The organism is Chryseobacterium barbadense (assembly GCF_042849955.1).
Classification (GTDB): domain Bacteria; phylum Bacteroidota; class Bacteroidia; order Flavobacteriales; family Weeksellaceae; genus Chryseobacterium.
Genome location: NZ_BAAFHL010000001.1, coordinates 351,723 through 370,102 on the forward strand (window position 1 = coordinate 351,723; position 18,380 = coordinate 370,102).

The 18,380-nt window shown below is 36.8% G+C and carries 17 protein-coding genes; 8 read left to right on the forward strand and 9 right to left on the reverse strand.

The window, feature by feature from the left end; translation table 11 throughout:
- Positions 1-174 precede the first annotated feature (174 nt).
- Positions 175-564 carry a DUF4293 family protein gene (locus ACGHIN_RS01680; protein ID WP_390450279.1) on the reverse strand — a complete coding sequence of 130 codons (390 nt, stop codon included), beginning with the start codon at positions 562-564 and terminating at the stop codon, positions 175-177.
- Between the two features lie 145 nt (positions 565-709).
- On the opposite strand from ACGHIN_RS01680, the gene rho reads away from it, so the two are divergent.
- Positions 710-2,503 (forward strand): transcription termination factor Rho, encoded by a 1,794-nt coding sequence (gene rho / locus ACGHIN_RS01685; RefSeq protein WP_390450280.1) that lies wholly within the window; start codon positions 710-712, stop codon positions 2,501-2,503.
- A gap of 246 nt (positions 2,504-2,749) precedes the next feature.
- On the forward strand, positions 2,750-3,346 hold the full coding sequence (locus tag ACGHIN_RS01690; RefSeq protein ID WP_390450281.1) for a superoxide dismutase: 597 nt from the start codon (positions 2,750-2,752) through the stop codon (positions 3,344-3,346).
- 326 nt (positions 3,347-3,672) lie between these two features.
- Here ACGHIN_RS01690 and ACGHIN_RS01695 read toward each other — a convergent pair whose 3' ends face one another.
- Both ACGHIN_RS01695 and ACGHIN_RS01700 read right to left on the reverse strand, forming a co-directional pair.
- Entirely contained in the window at positions 3,673-4,095 is a 423-nt protein-coding gene (locus ACGHIN_RS01695) for a DUF6146 family protein (RefSeq protein ID WP_390450282.1), read from the reverse strand.
- A gap of 48 nt (positions 4,096-4,143) precedes the next feature.
- Entirely contained in the window at positions 4,144-5,343 is a 1,200-nt protein-coding gene (locus ACGHIN_RS01700; RefSeq protein WP_390450283.1) for an endonuclease/exonuclease/phosphatase family protein, read from the reverse strand.
- A 242-nt stretch (positions 5,344-5,585) separates the two neighbouring features.
- Between ACGHIN_RS01700 and ACGHIN_RS01705 the strand changes: the two genes are divergently transcribed.
- The 4 genes from ACGHIN_RS01705 (at position 5,586) to ACGHIN_RS01720 (ending at position 12,476) form a co-directional block, all read left to right on the forward strand.
- Positions 5,586-8,354, forward strand: coding sequence for a carboxypeptidase regulatory-like domain-containing protein (locus tag ACGHIN_RS01705; RefSeq protein WP_390450284.1), 2,769 nt, complete (start codon positions 5,586-5,588; stop codon positions 8,352-8,354).
- Positions 8,355-8,364: 10 nt separating this feature from the next.
- Positions 8,365-10,446: a DUF5689 domain-containing protein gene (locus ACGHIN_RS01710; RefSeq protein WP_390450285.1), complete on the forward strand. Its 2,082-nt coding sequence runs from the start codon at positions 8,365-8,367 to the stop codon at positions 10,444-10,446.
- A 136-nt stretch (positions 10,447-10,582) separates the two neighbouring features.
- Positions 10,583-11,710 (forward strand): helix-turn-helix domain-containing protein, encoded by a 1,128-nt coding sequence (locus ACGHIN_RS01715; RefSeq protein ID WP_390450286.1) that lies wholly within the window; start codon positions 10,583-10,585, stop codon positions 11,708-11,710.
- Between the two features lie 139 nt (positions 11,711-11,849).
- Positions 11,850-12,476 carry a DUF2306 domain-containing protein gene (locus ACGHIN_RS01720; RefSeq protein ID WP_390450287.1) on the forward strand — a complete coding sequence of 209 codons (627 nt, stop codon included), beginning with the start codon at positions 11,850-11,852 and terminating at the stop codon, positions 12,474-12,476.
- Positions 12,477-12,501: 25 nt separating this feature from the next.
- On the opposite strand, the gene ACGHIN_RS01725 is transcribed toward ACGHIN_RS01720, so the two are convergent.
- From ACGHIN_RS01725 to ACGHIN_RS01745, 5 genes are all read right to left on the reverse strand, one after another.
- On the reverse strand, positions 12,502-12,972 hold the full coding sequence (locus ACGHIN_RS01725) for a DUF6702 family protein (protein ID WP_390450288.1): 471 nt from the start codon (positions 12,970-12,972) through the stop codon (positions 12,502-12,504).
- 59 nt (positions 12,973-13,031) lie between these two features.
- Positions 13,032-13,781, reverse strand: a complete 750-nt coding sequence (locus ACGHIN_RS01730; protein ID WP_390450289.1) for an LOG family protein — start codon at positions 13,779-13,781, stop codon at positions 13,032-13,034.
- A gap of 8 nt (positions 13,782-13,789) precedes the next feature.
- Positions 13,790-14,503 carry a nucleotidyltransferase family protein gene (locus tag ACGHIN_RS01735; RefSeq protein WP_390450290.1) on the reverse strand — a complete coding sequence of 238 codons (714 nt, stop codon included), beginning with the start codon at positions 14,501-14,503 and terminating at the stop codon, positions 13,790-13,792.
- A 17-nt stretch (positions 14,504-14,520) separates the two neighbouring features.
- Complete coding sequence (locus ACGHIN_RS01740; RefSeq protein ID WP_390450291.1) at positions 14,521-14,931, reverse strand: RapZ C-terminal domain-containing protein; 411 nt, start codon at positions 14,929-14,931, stop codon at positions 14,521-14,523.
- 81 nt (positions 14,932-15,012) lie between these two features.
- A complete protein-coding gene (locus ACGHIN_RS01745; RefSeq protein ID WP_390450292.1) occupies positions 15,013-16,029 on the reverse strand; it encodes an aminoglycoside phosphotransferase family protein in 1,017 nt (338 codons plus the stop codon).
- Between the two features lie 38 nt (positions 16,030-16,067).
- Here ACGHIN_RS01745 and xrtF point away from each other — a divergent pair, with 38 nt between their 5' ends.
- Positions 16,068-16,598 carry an exosortase family protein XrtF gene (gene xrtF, locus ACGHIN_RS01750; RefSeq protein ID WP_390450293.1) on the forward strand — a complete coding sequence of 177 codons (531 nt, stop codon included), beginning with the start codon at positions 16,068-16,070 and terminating at the stop codon, positions 16,596-16,598.
- Positions 16,585-17,022: an exosortase F system-associated membrane protein gene (locus ACGHIN_RS01755; protein WP_390450294.1), complete on the forward strand. Its 438-nt coding sequence runs from the start codon at positions 16,585-16,587 to the stop codon at positions 17,020-17,022. The genes xrtF and ACGHIN_RS01755 overlap by 14 nt, the downstream gene beginning before the upstream one ends.
- 349 nt (positions 17,023-17,371) lie before the next feature.
- Here the strand turns inward: ACGHIN_RS01755 and ACGHIN_RS01760 are convergent, their stop codons facing one another.
- The gene (locus ACGHIN_RS01760) at positions 17,372-18,370 is read right to left on the reverse strand and encodes a cation diffusion facilitator family transporter (protein ID WP_390450295.1); all 999 of its coding nucleotides are present in this window, start codon (positions 18,368-18,370) and stop codon (positions 17,372-17,374) included.
- Positions 18,371-18,380: the final 10 nt, after the last annotated feature.

Here is an 18,380-nt window from a genome sequence, read left to right on the forward strand (position 1 = left end):
TATCTGTCGCAAATTACATGAAAATGTTGCATAAAAGTTCTAAAATCTTCTAAAAGAAAAAACCGTCTATTTCTACGACCTCTACTCTTACGGTATGCAAAGCTGCCAGAGTCTGCAAAATAAAAAAACAGCTCCTTAAAAGAAGCTGTTCTCACTCAAAAAATCGTTGTAAGGTTATCGAAGTCTGTCTACAGATTTTACGAGCCTCTCATCTCTGCGGATGTATACATTTGCAATAGACAAGCAAATTACCGCGATCAATGGGAAAATTGGCTCAATACCCTTCTCAGGAAATTGAATTCCTCCGGATAAATTGAGTAACCAGTACGCCAATACACCAATCAACAAAGCGTTTATAATTATGCTGATGTTATTCAGCAGAATTTGTCTTTTTCTGTTTTTAAAGCTGAACAAACTGAACAATCCTATCAAAACAAGCACCACACAGGCAATATTTATTACGGGAATAGTGCCGAAAACAGCAACATCCTGTCCTGTAACAAAAAGAAAAACAGCAGCTAAAACTGCCAGAAAAACCCATATAGTCTGTATTCTTTGTAGCATTGAATAGTAAATTCCTGGCAAAAATAATATAAATTTTGCACAATTCAAAAATAAGTGTAGATTTGCATTATACAATGTACTTGAAAACCAAAGTCACCGGACTTACTTTTCTTATTCACAATTAATTACATTTTTACATACAAATATGTTTAACCTAGAAACGTTAAGGTCAAAATCCGTAACGGAACTGACTAAAATCTTGAAGGATTTAGGCGTTAAAGTTGCAAGAAACAGCAATGAGAATGATAAAATCTTTGCAATTCTTGATTTTCAGGCTTCTAACCCTAAAGTCGCAAAAGATTACTTCAATGCTACAGAAACCACTGTGGCTGCAGTAGAATCTCCGGCGGAAAAACCAACAAAAGCACCCGTTAAAAAGGCTGCTCCGAAAAAAACGGCAGTCAAGCCAAAACCTGAAGCCAAAGCTCCGGAGGAAACAAAAGCCAATGCAGAAGAGAAAGCACAAGCAATAGAAAAAGAAATTGTTTCTGAACAGGCAAGGCCGGAAGGCATAAAAGCTGAAACAACAACATCAGAAACTTCCAATACAGGATCGGCCAAGAAGAAAAGAAAAAGAGTTTCTGCCACAGCAAACAACACAGAAGCGCTTCCGGAAAAAACAGAAGCCCCTAAAAACACAGAATCTCAGGAACCTGCTCCTATAGAAGAAAAGCCAATCCAATCTCAGTCTCAGCCGAGACCTCAAAAAGGCCAAAACCATCCGCACAACAGCGGTAATCCGAATAAAAATCCTAACCAAAATCAAAACCAGAACAGACAACCTGAAAGACAGGAAGAAACTGAACAGAAAAAAGAGTTCAATTTCGATGGTATGGTAAGTATTGAAGGGGTACTGGAAATATTACCGGATAATTACGGATTCTTGCGTTCTTCGGATTTCAGCTATATTTCATCTCCTGACGATGTGTATGTTTCTACAGCACAGATCAGAAATTTTGGACTGAAAACAGGCGATACCGTAAAAGGGATCGTAAGATTGCCCAAAGAAGGAGAGAAATATTTTTCCTTATTAAAACCAACAGAGGTTAACGGACGTGATCTGGCATTTATTAAAGATCGTGTTGCATTTGAATATTTAACACCGCTTTTCCCGGAAGAGAAATTTAACCTTGCAGGCAGAGGCTCCACGGTTTCTACCAGGGTTGTAGATCTTTTTGCACCTATCGGAAAAGGACAGAGAGCGATGATCGTTGCCCAGCCTAAAACCGGTAAAACCATGTTGCTGAAAGATATTGCGAACTCTATTGCAGCCAATCACCCGGAAGTATATATGATGGTCCTTCTCATTGATGAACGTCCTGAAGAAGTTACCGATATGGAAAGAAGCGTCAATGCAGAGGTTATTGCATCTACATTTGATGAGGCAGCAGAAAAGCACGTGAAAGTAGCCAACCTGGTTTTAGCGAAAGCTCAAAGAATGGTTGAGTGCGGACACGATGTAGTTATTTTACTGGACTCCATCACCAGATTGGCAAGAGCTTATAATACCGTAACGCCGGCCTCTGGAAAGGTTCTTTCAGGAGGGGTGGATGCCAATGCTCTTCATAAGCCGAAAAGATTCTTCGGAGCGGCGCGAAAAATTGAAGGCGGAGGTTCATTAACCATTATTGCGACAGCCCTTATTGACACGGGCTCTAAAATGGATGAGGTAATCTTCGAAGAATTCAAAGGAACCGGAAACATGGAACTTCAGCTGGACAGAAAAATTGCCAACAGAAGAATTTATCCTGCCATTGATCTGGTTGCATCAAGTACCCGTAGAGACGATTTACTTCTGGATGAGGTAACCTCCCAGAGAATGTGGATCTTAAGAAAATATCTTTCTGAAATGAATCCTGTGGAGGCCATGGAATTTGTAGATAAAAACATCAAAGGAACTCTTAATAATGAGGAATTCCTGATGTCTATGAACAAATAAATAATTTAACTTTGTTAATGAAGCATGGGATGAATATTCCGTGCTTTTTTTATGATATAAGTTGGAATTGAGTATGAAAGACACTGTTAACTTCCAGTTTTTGACTTCTATCTTCCAACCTTTTTAATTTTAATTCATTCTTAATCAAAATATCAATGTTAAAGATTTATTAAAGTAATCCCCAGTTTTTGATAATAGCTTAAATAATGGCTAAATTTGAATATTAACATTAAAACAATCAACATTATGTCATTTGAATTACCAAAACTAGGATATGCTTATGATGCATTAGAGCCGACTATTGACGCGAGAACTATGGAAATTCACCATACCAAGCATCACCAGGCTTATATAGATAATTTAAACAAGGCAATTGAAGGCACAGACCTAGCAGGGAAAAGCATAGAAGAAATCTGCCAGACAGGAACAGATAAGCCGGCTGTAAGAAATAACGGCGGAGGGCACTTCAACCACTCTTTATTCTGGGAAATTTTAACTCCGGGAGGTAGCAAAGAGCCGGTAGGAAATGTAAAAGCTGCTATTGAAAACTACGGTGGATTGGAAAAATTTAAAACCGATTTTTCTGAAGCTGCTAAAACAAGATTCGGATCAGGATGGGCGTGGCTGATTAAAAATGAAGATGGATCTGTATCTGTTTCCTCCACTCCAAACCAGGACAACCCTTTAATGCCTGTTGCGGATGTTAAAGGAACTCCGGTGTTAGGACTGGATGTTTGGGAACATGCTTATTATTTAAATTACCAGAATAGAAGACCTGATTATGTGGCTGCTTTCTTTGAAGTAGTAAACTGGGATAAAGTAGAGGAATTATTCAACAAATAATTATAAGCTATATAAAAAGCAAAAAGGTTCTGGAGTATTCCGGACCTTTTTTGTTGATTTTTATATAGATGGAAAAACTATTTATGACCTATGAAAGTATATATTCAGACATTGAGAATGATAGCAATGCTGTCTTTATTCCTTTTCCTGTTTTTTAAATTTTCAAATCTTAACAGGAATTTTGAATTTGTTTTTTCGGTTGCGGCAATAAGCTGTTTTGCTTTGCTGGCTATTGTTACAGTTTCTAAGGTGATTATGAAATATATTAAATCTTAACTTTAAGTGTATACAATATAAAAGGTTCAGAATTCTGAACCTTTTTTGTTTTACCTTATGAAAGCATCACTTCCTGAAAGCCCGTTCAGGCGAAGCTTATATTTCCAGTTCACAAAAACAAAAACCTGGTATAGTTTATATTCGAATTTGAGTCCGTAGTTCTCTCTGGGATCATAATCAATGGAGGACTCCACAATATTTCTATACCTTCCTGAAAAATAATAGGAATTCCACTCACTTACCAATATTGCGTTTTTACTTTTTAAATAAGGTTCGGAATATTGATTGACAGGTTTTGCAATGGCGTTCAGAAAATAATCAAACTGGGTATCCAGTACTGTGATATCCCATTCTCCGTCTTCATTTTTTGACGGTTTGATTTCCGATTTCTCCTGCTCACTTTTAGGGTTGGTCTGAGACTGGCAACTCAAAGAAATATATGCAAGAGATAGTATTACAATTAAATTTTTCATATCCTGGAGATTAATAATAAAAAAGCACTCCAATAAGAGTGCCTTTCTTTATTTTTTCACATATTCTTTCTGAACTACAGAAACCGCAGGGAAGTGGTCACTGTATCCTCCGGTAAACCGGTCACCGTCCCAGGAACGGAAGGGATATCCTTTCCATTGTCCTTCTTTGTTTACTAGATAGGAAGGAGCATAAATTTCCGCCTTATAGATGGTATAGGTTGGAGTAAGCTTTTCCGGGGAATATAAATTTTTTGAAACGATGATCTGATCAAATAAGTTTGGAGCATCTCTGTAGGCTAAAGAAGCAACTCCCGCTTTGTATAATTTGTACATCAGATTATAATAAGGGTATTTGTCTGATAATTCACTAGGATCGCCCACGGCGCTTAAGTGTTTTTTCAAACTCGGGCTTACAGGATCATCATTGTAATCCCCCATTGCGAAAGTTTTAATACCCGGATTCTCTGCGATTACTTTATCCATTTCGTTCTTTAAAACAGTAGCTGCAGCATTTCTTTTTGCCTGTGAAATGGCTTCGCCACCTCTTCTCGATGGCCAGTGATTCATAAAAACGGCTACTTTTTCACCATCCAGTAATCCGATTGCGATAACAATATCCCTGGTATATTCTCTTTTGCCGTCTTCATCAAAGATTTTTACTTCCTTTTTGTAAGAATTTAAAACTGAAAATCTGCTTTTCTGATAAATGATGGCTACATCAATACCTCTGGCATCATAAGAGTTGAAATGAACAATTCCATAATTGCTTTTCGCCAATGCCGGTTGCTTGATAAGGTCTTCAATAACCTTTCTGTTTTCCACTTCTATAAGTCCGCAGATAGCAGGGTTGTCATTGGTGTATTGTCTTCCCAGTTCTGAAATTACTTTAGCTTCATTAGCCAATTTCTGGTTGTAGTATTTAGTTCCCCATCTTTTAGGACTGTTTGCCGTGAAATCCTCCGCCAGGATCTGATGACGGATCACTTTTTTTCCGATCAAAAGCTCATCGCTCCATTCTCCTTTATAATCTTCAGTAGTCTGTAGATGCTTTAAGGAATCTACCGGGACACTTCTGTGAAATTTAGGATTAGAAACAGGAAGTGTTCCGTCTATATAATCGGCAGAGGGAATCGTATCCCAAAGGTTTTCCACATTGAGGAAAGCTACTGCAGCTCTTCTTACCTGCTTTTGTTGGGAAAAAGTAAAGCCAAAGCAAAATACTGCTGCAATTATTAGATATTTTTTCATATTCTTAGTATATTCAAAATAAAAATGAGGGGGTAAAATTACTAATTTATTATAAGAATTAAGATTAAAAATATTTAATAGATATTTTTTCACTATTCATGATAAACAGGTGGTATTTTTAAAAGATGTACCACAGGTTAAGAAAAATTAATAGAATAAGTTGCTAAAAATGTTTGTGTTAATGAAAATAGTTCTAAATTTGTTGCCCCTTAATTAAAGAAGGAGCTAAAAATAAGTTTATTATGATTAAAAAACTATCCCTAATCTCTTTATTTACATTATTGCCTGCATCTTATTATTTTGCGCAAACCACAGTGTATGCGTACGTTAAGGATCAGGATGGTAAGCCTTTGGAGAGAGCAGAAGTAGATCTTGCGCAATCCAGCAATGATGTGACCGCAGATAAAATTGGATACTTCCAATTTGTGGATTTACAACCTGGCCATTATCTGATTACAGTTACAAGGCCAAGCTTCGAATCTAAGATTGTAGAGTTTGATGTAACAGCAGGTGAAAAAAGAAAAGACCTGGGAGTCATTACACTAAATTATAGCGTGGGAAGTGATGCCGGAGTAGTTGTGATTGATGATTCCGCGAATGATACCGAAGACGGCGGTTCTGCGATGCAGCCTACGGTAGGGCTCTTAAGTTCAGGGAGAGATGCATTCCAAAATGTATCAGCTTTTGAATTAGGTGCATATTGGTTTAGACCAAGAGGTGTAGATAACAGATTTGAGGATGTGGTTTTCAATGGGGTGCCGATGTCTAAGAATGATGACGGAAGAATTGATTTCAGCAACTGGGGTGGTTTGAATGACGTAACAAGGTATCCTTATGAAAATGTAGATAACATCACGCCTTCCGAATATACATTCGGTAATTTGGGCGGTGTTGTTTATTACAATACCAGAGCTTCTTCGTATAGAAAACAAACTTCCTTAGCATATTCATTCACCAACAGAAGCTATTTGCACAGAGCAATGGCCACCTACTCTTCCGGTTTAACCAAAGATGGTTGGGCTGTTACCCTTTCTGCGAGCAGAAGATGGGGCGACAGAGCAATACTTGATGGGGTTTATCAGGATGCTTATGCCTATTTTGCATCTATAGAAAAGAAATTCAGCGACAGGCACTCGATCAACTTCACAGGTTTCGGATCTCCTACCTACAGGGCATCCAATTCTCCGAACACGCAGGAAGTGTATGATATCATGGGTAAAAACTATAACTCTTACTGGGGATGGCAAGATGGGGAGAAAAGAAATTCAAGAATAAGGAATGTATTTGAGCCGATCTTTATGTTGACAGATTACCTTAAAATAGGTAAGAACTCCAATTGGACAAATACGGTTTCCTACCAGTTCGGAAGCGATGCAAGAAGCAGATTAGACTGGTTCCATGCACCAGATCCTAATCCGACTTATTACAGAAAATTACCTAGCTATGGAATTTATACGGCCGATGAGTTCAGAGAAAATGCACAGATAGATTGGACTTCCCTTTATCAGGCTAATTATCTGAACCTTACAGATATGAACGGTAAACCGAGAGGAGCCGTTTACACTGTAGTAGAAGACGTAAACAAAGATAAAACCTTTAATTTTGCTTCTCATTTTGATACGAGATTGAAAGATAACTGGAAATTGAATATCAATTTCAATTACCAGAATTTAAAATCAGATAACTTCAGAAGAATTAAAGATTTACTAGGGGCTAATTTTGCCAATAACTTAAATGCTTTTGATGGTGATGTAAAATATAATATTGATGATCCGAACGTAGAAGTTAGAGAAGGAGACAGAACTCAATATTCTTATGAGCTGACAAGAAATAACTATGCCTTAAACGTTTCATCAGAAATAGATTTCACCAAATGGAATGTAATGGCATCTATTTTCTCTTCTTATTCAGAAGCTCAAAGGGAAGGGGACTTCAGAAGTTTCAGGTTCCAGAATAACTCCAAAGGCAAGAGTGCTATTTATGATGCATTGGATGCAGGGATTAAAGCTAGAGTTACTTACAAGATCAATGGTAAGAACTTTATCGTCTATAATGGAGCATTCTTTAGTTTGGCTCCAACTCTTAATGAAATCTATATCAACCCAAGGGTAGTGGATTTTGTAACTCCGGGAGTGAAAAACCAGATGATCAATTCCAACGAATTAAGTTATATTTTAAGAGGACAAATCTTAAAGCTTAGATTATCAGGTTACTATACAACCATCAACAACGCCACTGAAATTGCGAGATATTATGCCGATGTAGAAGGAACTTTTGGAACTTCTTTGAGTACATTGGTTAATGAGGCTCTGACAGGAGCTAATAAGAGATACATCGGAGCTGAATTAGGGTTTGACCTAAAAATCACACCAACCTTAAATGCAGTGGGTGTAGCAAGTATTGGAGAATATAAGTATACCAATAACCCTGATGTGGCTACCTTTGATGATATCAACGAGTTCAGAAGCGCTGATTTCTGGGGGAAAGCCAATATTAAAAATTATAAAGTAGCCGGGACGCCTCAGAAAGCATTTTCCTTCGGACTGAAGTATAATTCACCAAAATACTGGTGGATAGGAGCTTCTGCTAACTATTTAATGGATCAGTACCTGGATTTCTCTGCATTAAATAAGACGCCATATTTTTATATAGATCCTGCAACCGGAGATCCTTATCAGGCAGGTACTACCAGTGCAGGGGTTTCTTATCCGGCGGCTACACCAGAAAATGTTGCACCATTACTACAACAAAAGAAGTTCGATAACCAGTTTATGCTGAATGCTAACGCAGGAAAATCATTCTTAATCGGAAAATACAGAATGGGAATTAGTGTTTCAGTAAATAACATTCTTAATAACAGAGACTATGTTACGGGTGGATTTGAACAGGGTAGAAATGTTAACTTCCCTGATGCCTTTGTCGATTCACAAAAGCAATATCCTTCTTTTGCTCCAAAATTGTGGTATGACAGAGGAACTACATTCTTTACCAATGTTTATTTAAGATTCTAAACTACTATTTATGAAAAAATATAATTCAATTTTCAAATATATTTTCATCGTTTTCGCTTCTCTGGTTATCACGGGATGTGTACATGATGATAAATATGATGAGCCGGGCGTTGGCGACTTTCAATGTGCGGATCTTACAGCAACGATGACTCTTGCTCAGGTAAAGGCTAAATTTGCCAGCACAGCTCCTAATACGGCCTTTGTTTTCCCTGATGATTCTCAGGATATTATCGAAGGGTATGTGTCTTCAACAGACGAAACCGGAAACATTTATAAGACCATCTACATCCAGGATAAACCGGAAAATCCTACACAAGGATTTACTATCAGTGTAGATATGGTAAGTACTTATACGCAATACCCGCAGGGGTCAAAAATATATATCAAACTGGCCGGGTTAGCGGTAGGAACTTACGGAAATGTAGTGCAGTTAGGGGTTAAAGATCCTGCTTCCACTGCTACAAATGCTGTAGCAAGAATCTCTGAAAAGCTTGTTCCTGCTCGTGTTTTCAGATCTTGCTCTATCAGAGAGAAAATTGTACCTAAAGTAATGACTTTAGCTCAGATGGTTACCGCAAACGATCAGTATTTAGGATGTCTGATTCAGGTGAATAATGCTGAATTCGACAGCAGGATATTATGTACCAACTATGCACCTAGTGGTGTAACGGTAGACAGACAGATCAGAGATGCCAGTACAACTACAGCAAGAGTAGTAAGGAACAGTGGTTTTGCTTCATTTGCGAACCAGATCATGCCTGCCGGAAACGGTAAATTTGTGGGAATTTACAGCAAATTCAACTCTACATACCAAATGTACATCAACAAGGTAACAGACCTTGATATGAATAATTTCCCACGTCTGGACGGTATTGCTGCCAATCCTTGTCAATATAGCGATGCAGGGCTAACCCCAAAAACAGTTGCAGAAGTTAAACAATTGTCTACTTCCAACCCACTTAACTTAATTACAGGTGACTTTGTATTAAAAGCCAAGGTAACTGCCAATGATAAAACAGGGAATCTTTTCAAATATATCTACGTTGAAGATGCAACAGGAGGGATCAGAGTAAACATTGATAAAGCAGATTTATACAACGATGCAAGATTTGCAGTAGGTAAAGAAGTATATATCAAGCTTAAAAATCTCTATGTAGGAGCGGTAAACGGGGAACTCCAGATAGGTTCGCCTTTCAGCGGAGTTGTAGGTAGAATAGCAGAAGCAGATGTATACAAATATTTCTTTGATTCTAATAAGCCTGCAACAGCTGTAGTGCCTACAGAGAAAACCATTACTCAATTCACTGCAGGTGATGTGGGGAAATGGGTTAAAATTAAAGATTTACAGTTTATCGAAGGAGACTTAGAAAAAACGTATGCCGGAACAGCTGCAACCAACAGAACCCTTCAGGATTGTGCCGGAAATACAATTATTTTAAGAACAAGCAACTTTGCAGACTTTGCCGGAAATATTATAGAAGCGGGAAAAGGGGATGTATACGCTATTTTAAGTGTATTCAACGGAACCTACCAATTATGGATTACAGATATTTTAGGGGCCGATTTAGATGAACCTAGATGTGACGGGACTATTTATACGCCACTTCCGGTAATTTACAATGATAACTTCGCTGCTGGTGGATTCAGTGCAGACTGGACAACTAAAAGTGTAACAGGGAACCAGGTTTGGGGAACATCTAACCAAGGAAACGGAACCAATTATTATGCTATAATGAACGGTTTTGCTTCAGGAAATAATGCTAATGAAGACTGGCTGATCTCGAAAGCTGTGAGTTTAGTAGGTAAGACAAAAGCGGCGGTTAGCTTTACAACAGACGTTAGATATGCCGGAAACGCTTTACAGGTATATGCTACTGAAAACTATACAGGAGATCCTGCAACTACTGTGTGGACTTTGCTTCCTGCAACACTTGATACCAATACAGGTGCATTCGGAGACTGGGTGAGCTCTGGAAATGTAAACTTAAGTGCTTTCTTAGGTAAAAACGTAAGAATCGCATTTAAATATACATCTACAACTTCTGCTGCGGCAACATGGGAAGTAGATGATTTCAAAATTAAGGCACAATAATCGACTTTTAATAATAAAGAATGCGGGCTGATTTTTTCAGTCCGCATTTTTTATTGTTTAACAAATAATTTAATTGAACCAAGGCGATTGAAGAGAAAAAAATGATAAATTCAGACTCTGATTTCAGATTTTTTCAATGGAACCTTTATCAACGCCCTATATATTTTATTTAGCAGGAATATTTATCGCCTTTTTCTGCTCTATTCTCATTATAGGAAAGAGAAAAAAAGTAACGGCGGATTACATATTGGCACTATGGTTCTTCATCATAGGAATACATCTCGCTTTGTTTTTATTCATTTTTTCGGGAGAGTATGAGAGATTTCCCTATGTTCTTGGAGTGGAAGTGCCTATTCCTCTGATCCATGGGCCTATGCTGTATCTGTATGTTCTGAATCTTACCCGCCAAAACAAATTGAAATATTATGGATATCTTCATTTTATCCCCGTTATGATCATTTACTTCACTTTATTTGATTTTTTTAGATTGCCTTCTGTAGATAAAATTTCTGTTTACCGGAATAATGGATGTGGCTATAAAGACCTGAGAAAATACGTCAGTATTCTGATTCTTGTTTCCGGGGTTGTATACACATTACTAAGTTTCCTTTTAGTAAGAGAATACAAGAAGAAAATTTCTGAACAGTTTTCCAATACTGAGAAAATCAATTTAAATTGGACTTATTACCTGATTGTCAGTATTGCTTTAATCTGGGTAGCCGTATTTTTGAAAAACGACCTGATCATTTTTACATTAGTAGTTATTTTTATTGTCCTGGCAGCATATTTTGGAATCAATAAGGTAGGTATATTGAACCCGGCAGATATACAAGAAATTCATGAGAAAGAAGAAAAGGTGAATGTTGAGGTTGCACCTGCAAAATATCAGAAGACACTTATAAGTGAGAAGTCTTTACAATTAATCTACCAAAAGCTTAATGAAAGAATGGAATCCGAAAAGATCTTTAAAGATCCGGAATTGAACTTGAATCAGGTGGCAGAAATGCTGAATGTTCATCCGAATACGCTTTCCCAGACCATCAATTCCATTGAAAATAAAAACTTTTATGATTATATCAACCGGAAAAGAATTGAAGAATTCAAAAGAATTGCAGTTTTACCGGAAAATCAGAAATTCACTATCCTTTCATTGGCTTTTGAAAGTGGATTTAATTCTAAAACATCTTTTAACAGGAATTTCAGGAAATACATGAATTGCTCGCCCAGGGAATTTTTAAAAAGCCAAAATGTAAATTTGGAATAATCAAAAGGAGAGAGATTTGTAATTGGTTTATTTTCAATAGAATAAATTTCATTCAAATTAGTTCCACCTTACATTATGGAACAGATGATCCCCTCATATTCTTCATTTTTGCTGAAACTTAATTGATAATCTGTTTCTTATGATGAAGAATTTCTCATTTATTATTATCGGGATTTTTGCCTTACTGATAGGAGCATATCCGCTAATCTATGTATTTGTTGAGCATAAGCATACTTTCCTGAGCTCTAAGCTTCCGGAAGTCTTGCAGAATGTAGTATGGAGAATTTCATTTTTTGCCCATATTATTTTTGGAGGATTGTCTCTTTTTATTGGATGGAGGCAATTTGGGAACACATTTAGGACCCGGCATATAAGGCTTCACAAAATAATAGGGAAGATATATGTTTGGTCGGTAATGATAAGCTCGATATCAGGTATTTATATAGGGTTTTATGCCAATGGGGGTGTGATTTCAGCTTTAGGATTTATCTGTCTGGGGCTGATTTGGCTACTAACAACTGTAATAGCAGTTTTATACATTAAAAAAGGTAATATTCATAAGCACCGGGATTTCATGACGTACAGTTATGCCTGTACTTTTGCCGCAGTAACCCTCAGGATCTGGTATCCTTTATTGAAAACAATCACAGAAGATCCTCTTAATTTGTATCTTATTGTTGCCTGGTTATGCTGGGTGCCTAATCTTATTGTTGCTTACTTTATCAATAAAGGCAGGATATTTCACTACAAAAAAACCACCGCCTGAGCAGTGGTTTTATAATTCAAATTCATTAAAAAGAAACTTCATTGGATTCTTTTCCCCGTTGGAAATTCATCACTTTCTGGCTTCCTTTATAAGCAATACTCACAATATTGATCTGCTTTGGAAAAGCGCTCAAAAGTATCGTATTTTTAATTTTCAGGGTATTGATATCGGATACACTTCCTGCTTCAAAATACACCCATACAGTTTCCCCGCTCACCTGACTTCCGGTGAAAGTTATAGTCTTGGGAGAACCATTGACGTACACATCAAAATTATTGTTTACATATTTTTTCACTTCAGCTTCAAACCCCGCTGTATTAGGATTTATTTTGATAGCATCCGAAATATGACTTGTATTCATTTTTGTAGTAAACTTCAACGTCTTGCTTCCTTCGATATAATCCACTTTTGTCATTGAGGAGAAAAAGTCTACATTCATGAAACTCATTAACACAAAAAATGTTAAAATTCCTGATATATATAAAAGTTTTTTCATCTTAATTAATAGATTTACAATCATGCTTGCTGTTTATAAAGTCACAAATAATATGCCAATTAAAAGTTTACGTTCACAGAATACTTATCATAAAAGGCCTTAATATGAGCTACAGCTTCGTCAGCCGTGTCTACCACACGGTAAAGATCCAGATCTTTTTCCGAGATCATGCCATCTTTTAATAAGGTTGCTTTAAACCAATCCAACAAACCGCTCCAAAATTCAGAACCAACGAGAACAATAGGAAACCTGCCTATTTTGTTAGTCTGAATTAAAGTCAATGCTTCCGTAAACTCATCTAAAGTTCCAAATCCACCGGGCATTACAATAAATCCCTGGGAATATTTAACGAACATTACTTTTCGAACAAAAAAGTAATCAAAATTCATGGAGTATACTTTATTGATATACGGATTGAAGTGTTGTTCAAACGGTAAATCAATATTCAGCCCGATTGATTTTCCGGTAGCATTGAAAGCTCCTTTATTTCCGGCCTCCATAATTCCCGGGCCACCTCCGGTAATAATTCCGAAACCAATTTTGGTAATTTTTTCAGCAATTTCCACAGCCATCTGATAATATTTGCTTTCAGGCTGCAGGCGTGCTGAACCGAAAATAGAAACACAAGGTCCTATTTTGGCTAATTTTTCATATCCATCCACAAACTCAGCCATCACCTTGAAAACCATCCAGCTGTCTTTGGTAATGGTTTCATCCCATGTTTTTTGTCTGAAGCTGTTATGTAGTTTTGTTTCGTTAATATCTAATTCCGGGTTTACTAAGCTTTCATCCCTTCCGTCAATTTCCATTTGTACAACTATTTAAAATGTTTTTCGGCTTCTGTTACAGATTCCGGTCTGCCCACATCTATAAGAATACTTTCATGCATAAAACCATGAATATGTTCCGTATGCATAAGATCCAGATATTCTTCCATAACAGAGAATTTGCCTGTTCTTTTTATTTTTTCAAATATAACAGGGTTGATGCAGTGTACTCCGCTGAAAGCCAGCGCTTTGAATCCTTTGTTGAATTCCGCCAGCCTCTGTTCTCCGGTTTGTACATTCAGCCACCCTCTTAAGACCATATTATCATTGAAGAGTAATTTTCTTGAACTTTCCCTGTCTGAAACCGCTAAAGTGGCAAAATCTTTCATCTTTTTGTGATAAAGAACCAGACTGTTGATATCAAGGTTAGTCAGGATATCAGCATTCATAATTAAGAAATCTTCTCCGTGATCAAGGAATCTTCTAGCAAAAATCAAACCACCTCCGGTTTCCAGTAATTCCTCTGTTTCATCGGAGATCTCAATGTTGCAATCGAAGTTATTATTTTTCTTAAGAAAATCGACGATCTGATCTCCAAAATGATGCACATTAATAACGAAATCTTTGATTCCAAAGTCCTTAAGGTAAGTAATGTTTCTCTCCAGTAAGGCAATACCGTTCACTTTGGCCAATGCTTTTGGGTGATGATCGGTAAATGGCTTAAGGCGTGTTCCTTTTCCTGCTGCAAAAATTAAAGCTTTCATTTATATCTTATCAATTATCATTTATAATTAAGTTGATGCTGTTCATCATGATGAAGACTGATTTCAGTACTTTCAGGGTATTTTTCCTGAATAAACTCAGCAATTTTTATCGCGCAGTAGACGGATCTGTGTTGTCCGCCCGTACATCCGAAATTGATCTGAAGATTTTCAAATCCTCTGTCAATATAATTATCAATGTTAATGGAAATAATGCTTTTGACCAGTTCTAAAAACTTAGGCATTTCAGTTTTTGTTTCCAGAAACTCCTGAACACCGATGTCATTCCCTGTCTGACTTTTGTATTCTTCTATTCTTCCCGGATTCAGGATTCCCCTACAATCAAAAGTGAAACCACCACCATTCCCGGAGTCATCTTTGGGGATGCCCCCTTTTTTATATGAAAAACTGTGTATGTCTACGTGTAACATTGTTATATATTATAATTGATTATTGATAAATGATGATCGATTTGAATTGCTTATAATGATCATTATCCGGTATTCTATTCTTTATTTATTTACAATTGAATCGATTTTTAACCTGGTCTGTTCCAGAGCCAGTTGTTGTATTACTTTTTCAAGCTCTGGATACTCTTTCATCTGTTCCCATGATTGGGCAAAGTGGGTTATATTGTCTATCCCTTTTTCAATACTTGCGATGAAATGTTGTTTTCTCTGAATAAGCCCGCGAAATCCATAAGCTCCCAGAACCTGTAAAAATCTCATCATCTGAATCGGTTTTACCGAAGCTTTTAGTTGATTTTGGATGTTTTCATTTTCAAACTGTTGAATATAGAACTTTACCATTTCATTTTGAAAATCTTCCGGAAAGTTGGCCTTAGCCTGGAAAAGAAACGAGATTACGTCATACATCAATGGCCCCTTCATGGCAGATTGATAATCAATGAACGCAACATCATCCTGATCGTTTACCAGAATGTTTCTGGCCTGAAAGTCACGGATCATCAGACCCGTAGGTTCCAGACTTTCAATGAGGCAGGCTATTTTCTTGAATTCTTTGAGGAGGGTAGATTTGTGATATTCCAACTCAAGGACATCTGCAACAAAGTTTTTAAAGTAATACAGGTCATGGGTCACCGGTAATTCATCATAGTTCTGATACTCGAAAGTTTTGCTGTAATCAATTTTTCCGGCGGTCTTGGTTTGTAATTGATAGAGTTTTTGGAGAGTTTGCCCTACCAAGTTTTTTACCCGGTCCGTTAAGCCTTCTTTTGCAATGATCTCTGAAAAGGTATTTTCCCCTAAAAATTCCTGGATATAGATTTTGCGATCGTCGGAAATGGCAAAAATACGAGGAGTATTAAGACTTAAATGTTCAAAAATCTCTGAAAAGTAGAAAAAGCTCTCATTTTCAAGGATATTTTCGTTGTAGGTAACAATATAATCCTTTTCAGCTTTTGCCAAAAAATTTACCCTCGCGGAACCGCTTTGAGCTAATGTAATAAACTCAGAAGATTTTTTACCGGTATAATTTTCAAAAAATCGTTTTGCGTTCTCAGAATTCATAGTAGGAAACAAATATAGTAAATTTATATATTTGTAATATGCTAAAGGATTTTAAGCCTGTTCTGGGAATTTTACTGAGATTCATCATCATTTATATGGTGCTGCTTTTTGGCTATCAGTTTTATCTGAACAGCTTTAAGGCAAGTGGTCTTGACCCATTTTCCAGACTGATCGCACAACAGGTGAAGCATGTACAGAATGTATTGGGTTACACAACTCTATTGTATGATGATGTTCCGAAAGAGCAGGTCTGGTTCAATGTGAAAAATGTCTACGCAACGAGAATGGTAGAGGGTTGTAATGCCGTTTCGGTAATGATCTTATTCCTGGCTTTTATTTTTGCTTTTTATAAAGGTACTCAAACATTTGTATTTGCTTTTGTAAGCCTGGTTTTACTATACATTATGAACGTCTTGAGAATTACAGGACTAAATATTGTAATGACGGACTATAAGGAGTATGGAAAGATGACCCATGACTTTGTTTTCCCGGCTATTATTTATGGCAGTGTTGTATTGCTTTGGCTGATATGGATTAAATTTTTCGCGTTAAAAAATGAAAATTCTTAATTGGTTCTTAGTTGCAATAGGAATTGCAGGACTTATCAGCGTGAGAATATTTGAAGATAGAATGTTCTATGATCCTTTTCTGGGGTATTTTCATGAAGCCGATAAAACTGTTTCTTTTCCTCCGTTTGAGTGGGGAAAACTGATTGTAAACCATCTTTTCCGGTTTCTTCTCAACTTGTTTTTTTCCGGTATGATTATTCACTTCCTGTTTAAAAATAAAGAGTGGACCATTCAAGGAACTTTACTGATAACGATTGTTTTTGTCATTACCTTTCCGATCTATCTGTATTGTATAAGCGACCGCTTTGAAATAGGGTATCTTTTCTCTTTTTACATGAGAAGATTTGTGATACAACCTGTAATCATCTTGCTTATTGTTCCTATGTTCTATTACAGAAAGCAGCTTTTAGAGAAAAGTAAATAATATTTAACCTGAGTTCGGGTTAAGAAACAGAATGATTTTATTTAAACACGATGTACGCAAAGGTCTGTAAATTTTACTGCCTATATTTTCCGTTCGCAACGGCGTTCACTCAACTAAAGATAAGGCTTTTGTTAACAATTGCTGAACAGAGTGCCTTTGCGTTCTAAAAAAATGATCCTTTTTACTAATATTGCGACCATTTGCGTTTAAAATAAATATAGAATATTAAATTACTTAACCAGAACTGGTTATTTAATAAAAATGCTTTGCTCCGTTTAGCATGACACCGTATTTTCTATGAATAATATTAGAAATGTCATACTGAGCGGAGTCGAAGCCTTTTGTAAATTTATTCTGCGGTATGTTTATCTTCCCGGGTAATATTCTCCGGAGTCCATTCCACTCTTTTTACAAAGTTTCTTTCACGCACAGGGCATTCTTTGATCTGGCAAACCGGACATGAAATGGTTTTGCAATCATCCATGTGAAAGTTAAATTCCACACTTCGTTTGGTATGCTTTGCTAAAAGTTTGATGACGTTTTCCATTTCTTTATGGGCATCACGAAGACTGTAATACCAGGGAAGCGTAATGTGGGCATCTATATGAAGGGAAGCTCCGAACTGCTGGATTTTCATATTGTGAATGTCGATCCATTCTGTTTTCCTGTTATTTTCAAGGATCTCAACGATGTTTTTTAAGATATCGGGGTTTTGTTCATCCATGATGCCACTTAATGACTTTCGAACGATTTTATACCCTACAAAAATGATATAAAGTCCAAAAATTAAAGCAACCACGGAATCCAGCCAATAGATTTTAGTAAAATAAACCACGATTAAACTCACTACCACGCCAATGGTTGTAAGAGTATCTGACTGAAGGTGTTTTCCTGAAGAAATAAGAACCAGTGAATTTTCTTTTTCGCCTTTTTTTATCGAAACATACCCTAATAAATAATTAATGATTGCTGTTGCAGCGATGATCCAGATTCCTGTATCCAGTTTGCTTAACGTTTTTCCTACCACTAAGCTATTGGCTCCTTCATAAATAATCATAATACCGGCAATGGCAATCAGGGCTCCTTCTATTCCGGAGGTAACAAATTCTACTTTGCCGTGTCCGTAAGGGTGGTCTTCGTCTTTTGGTTTTGCAGCAAGATGCAGAGAATAAAGTCCCATAAAGGCACTGATGACATTGACTATACTTTCCATGGCATCAGAAAACACTGCGTCGGAATTCGTAAGCTTCCAGGCGATGATTTTTCCTATAAAGAGAATTACTCCAAAAGCTGCGATAAGTTTTTGAAAGCCTATTTTATCTTTATTGATATCCTTTTGAACGTTCATAGGTTTGATA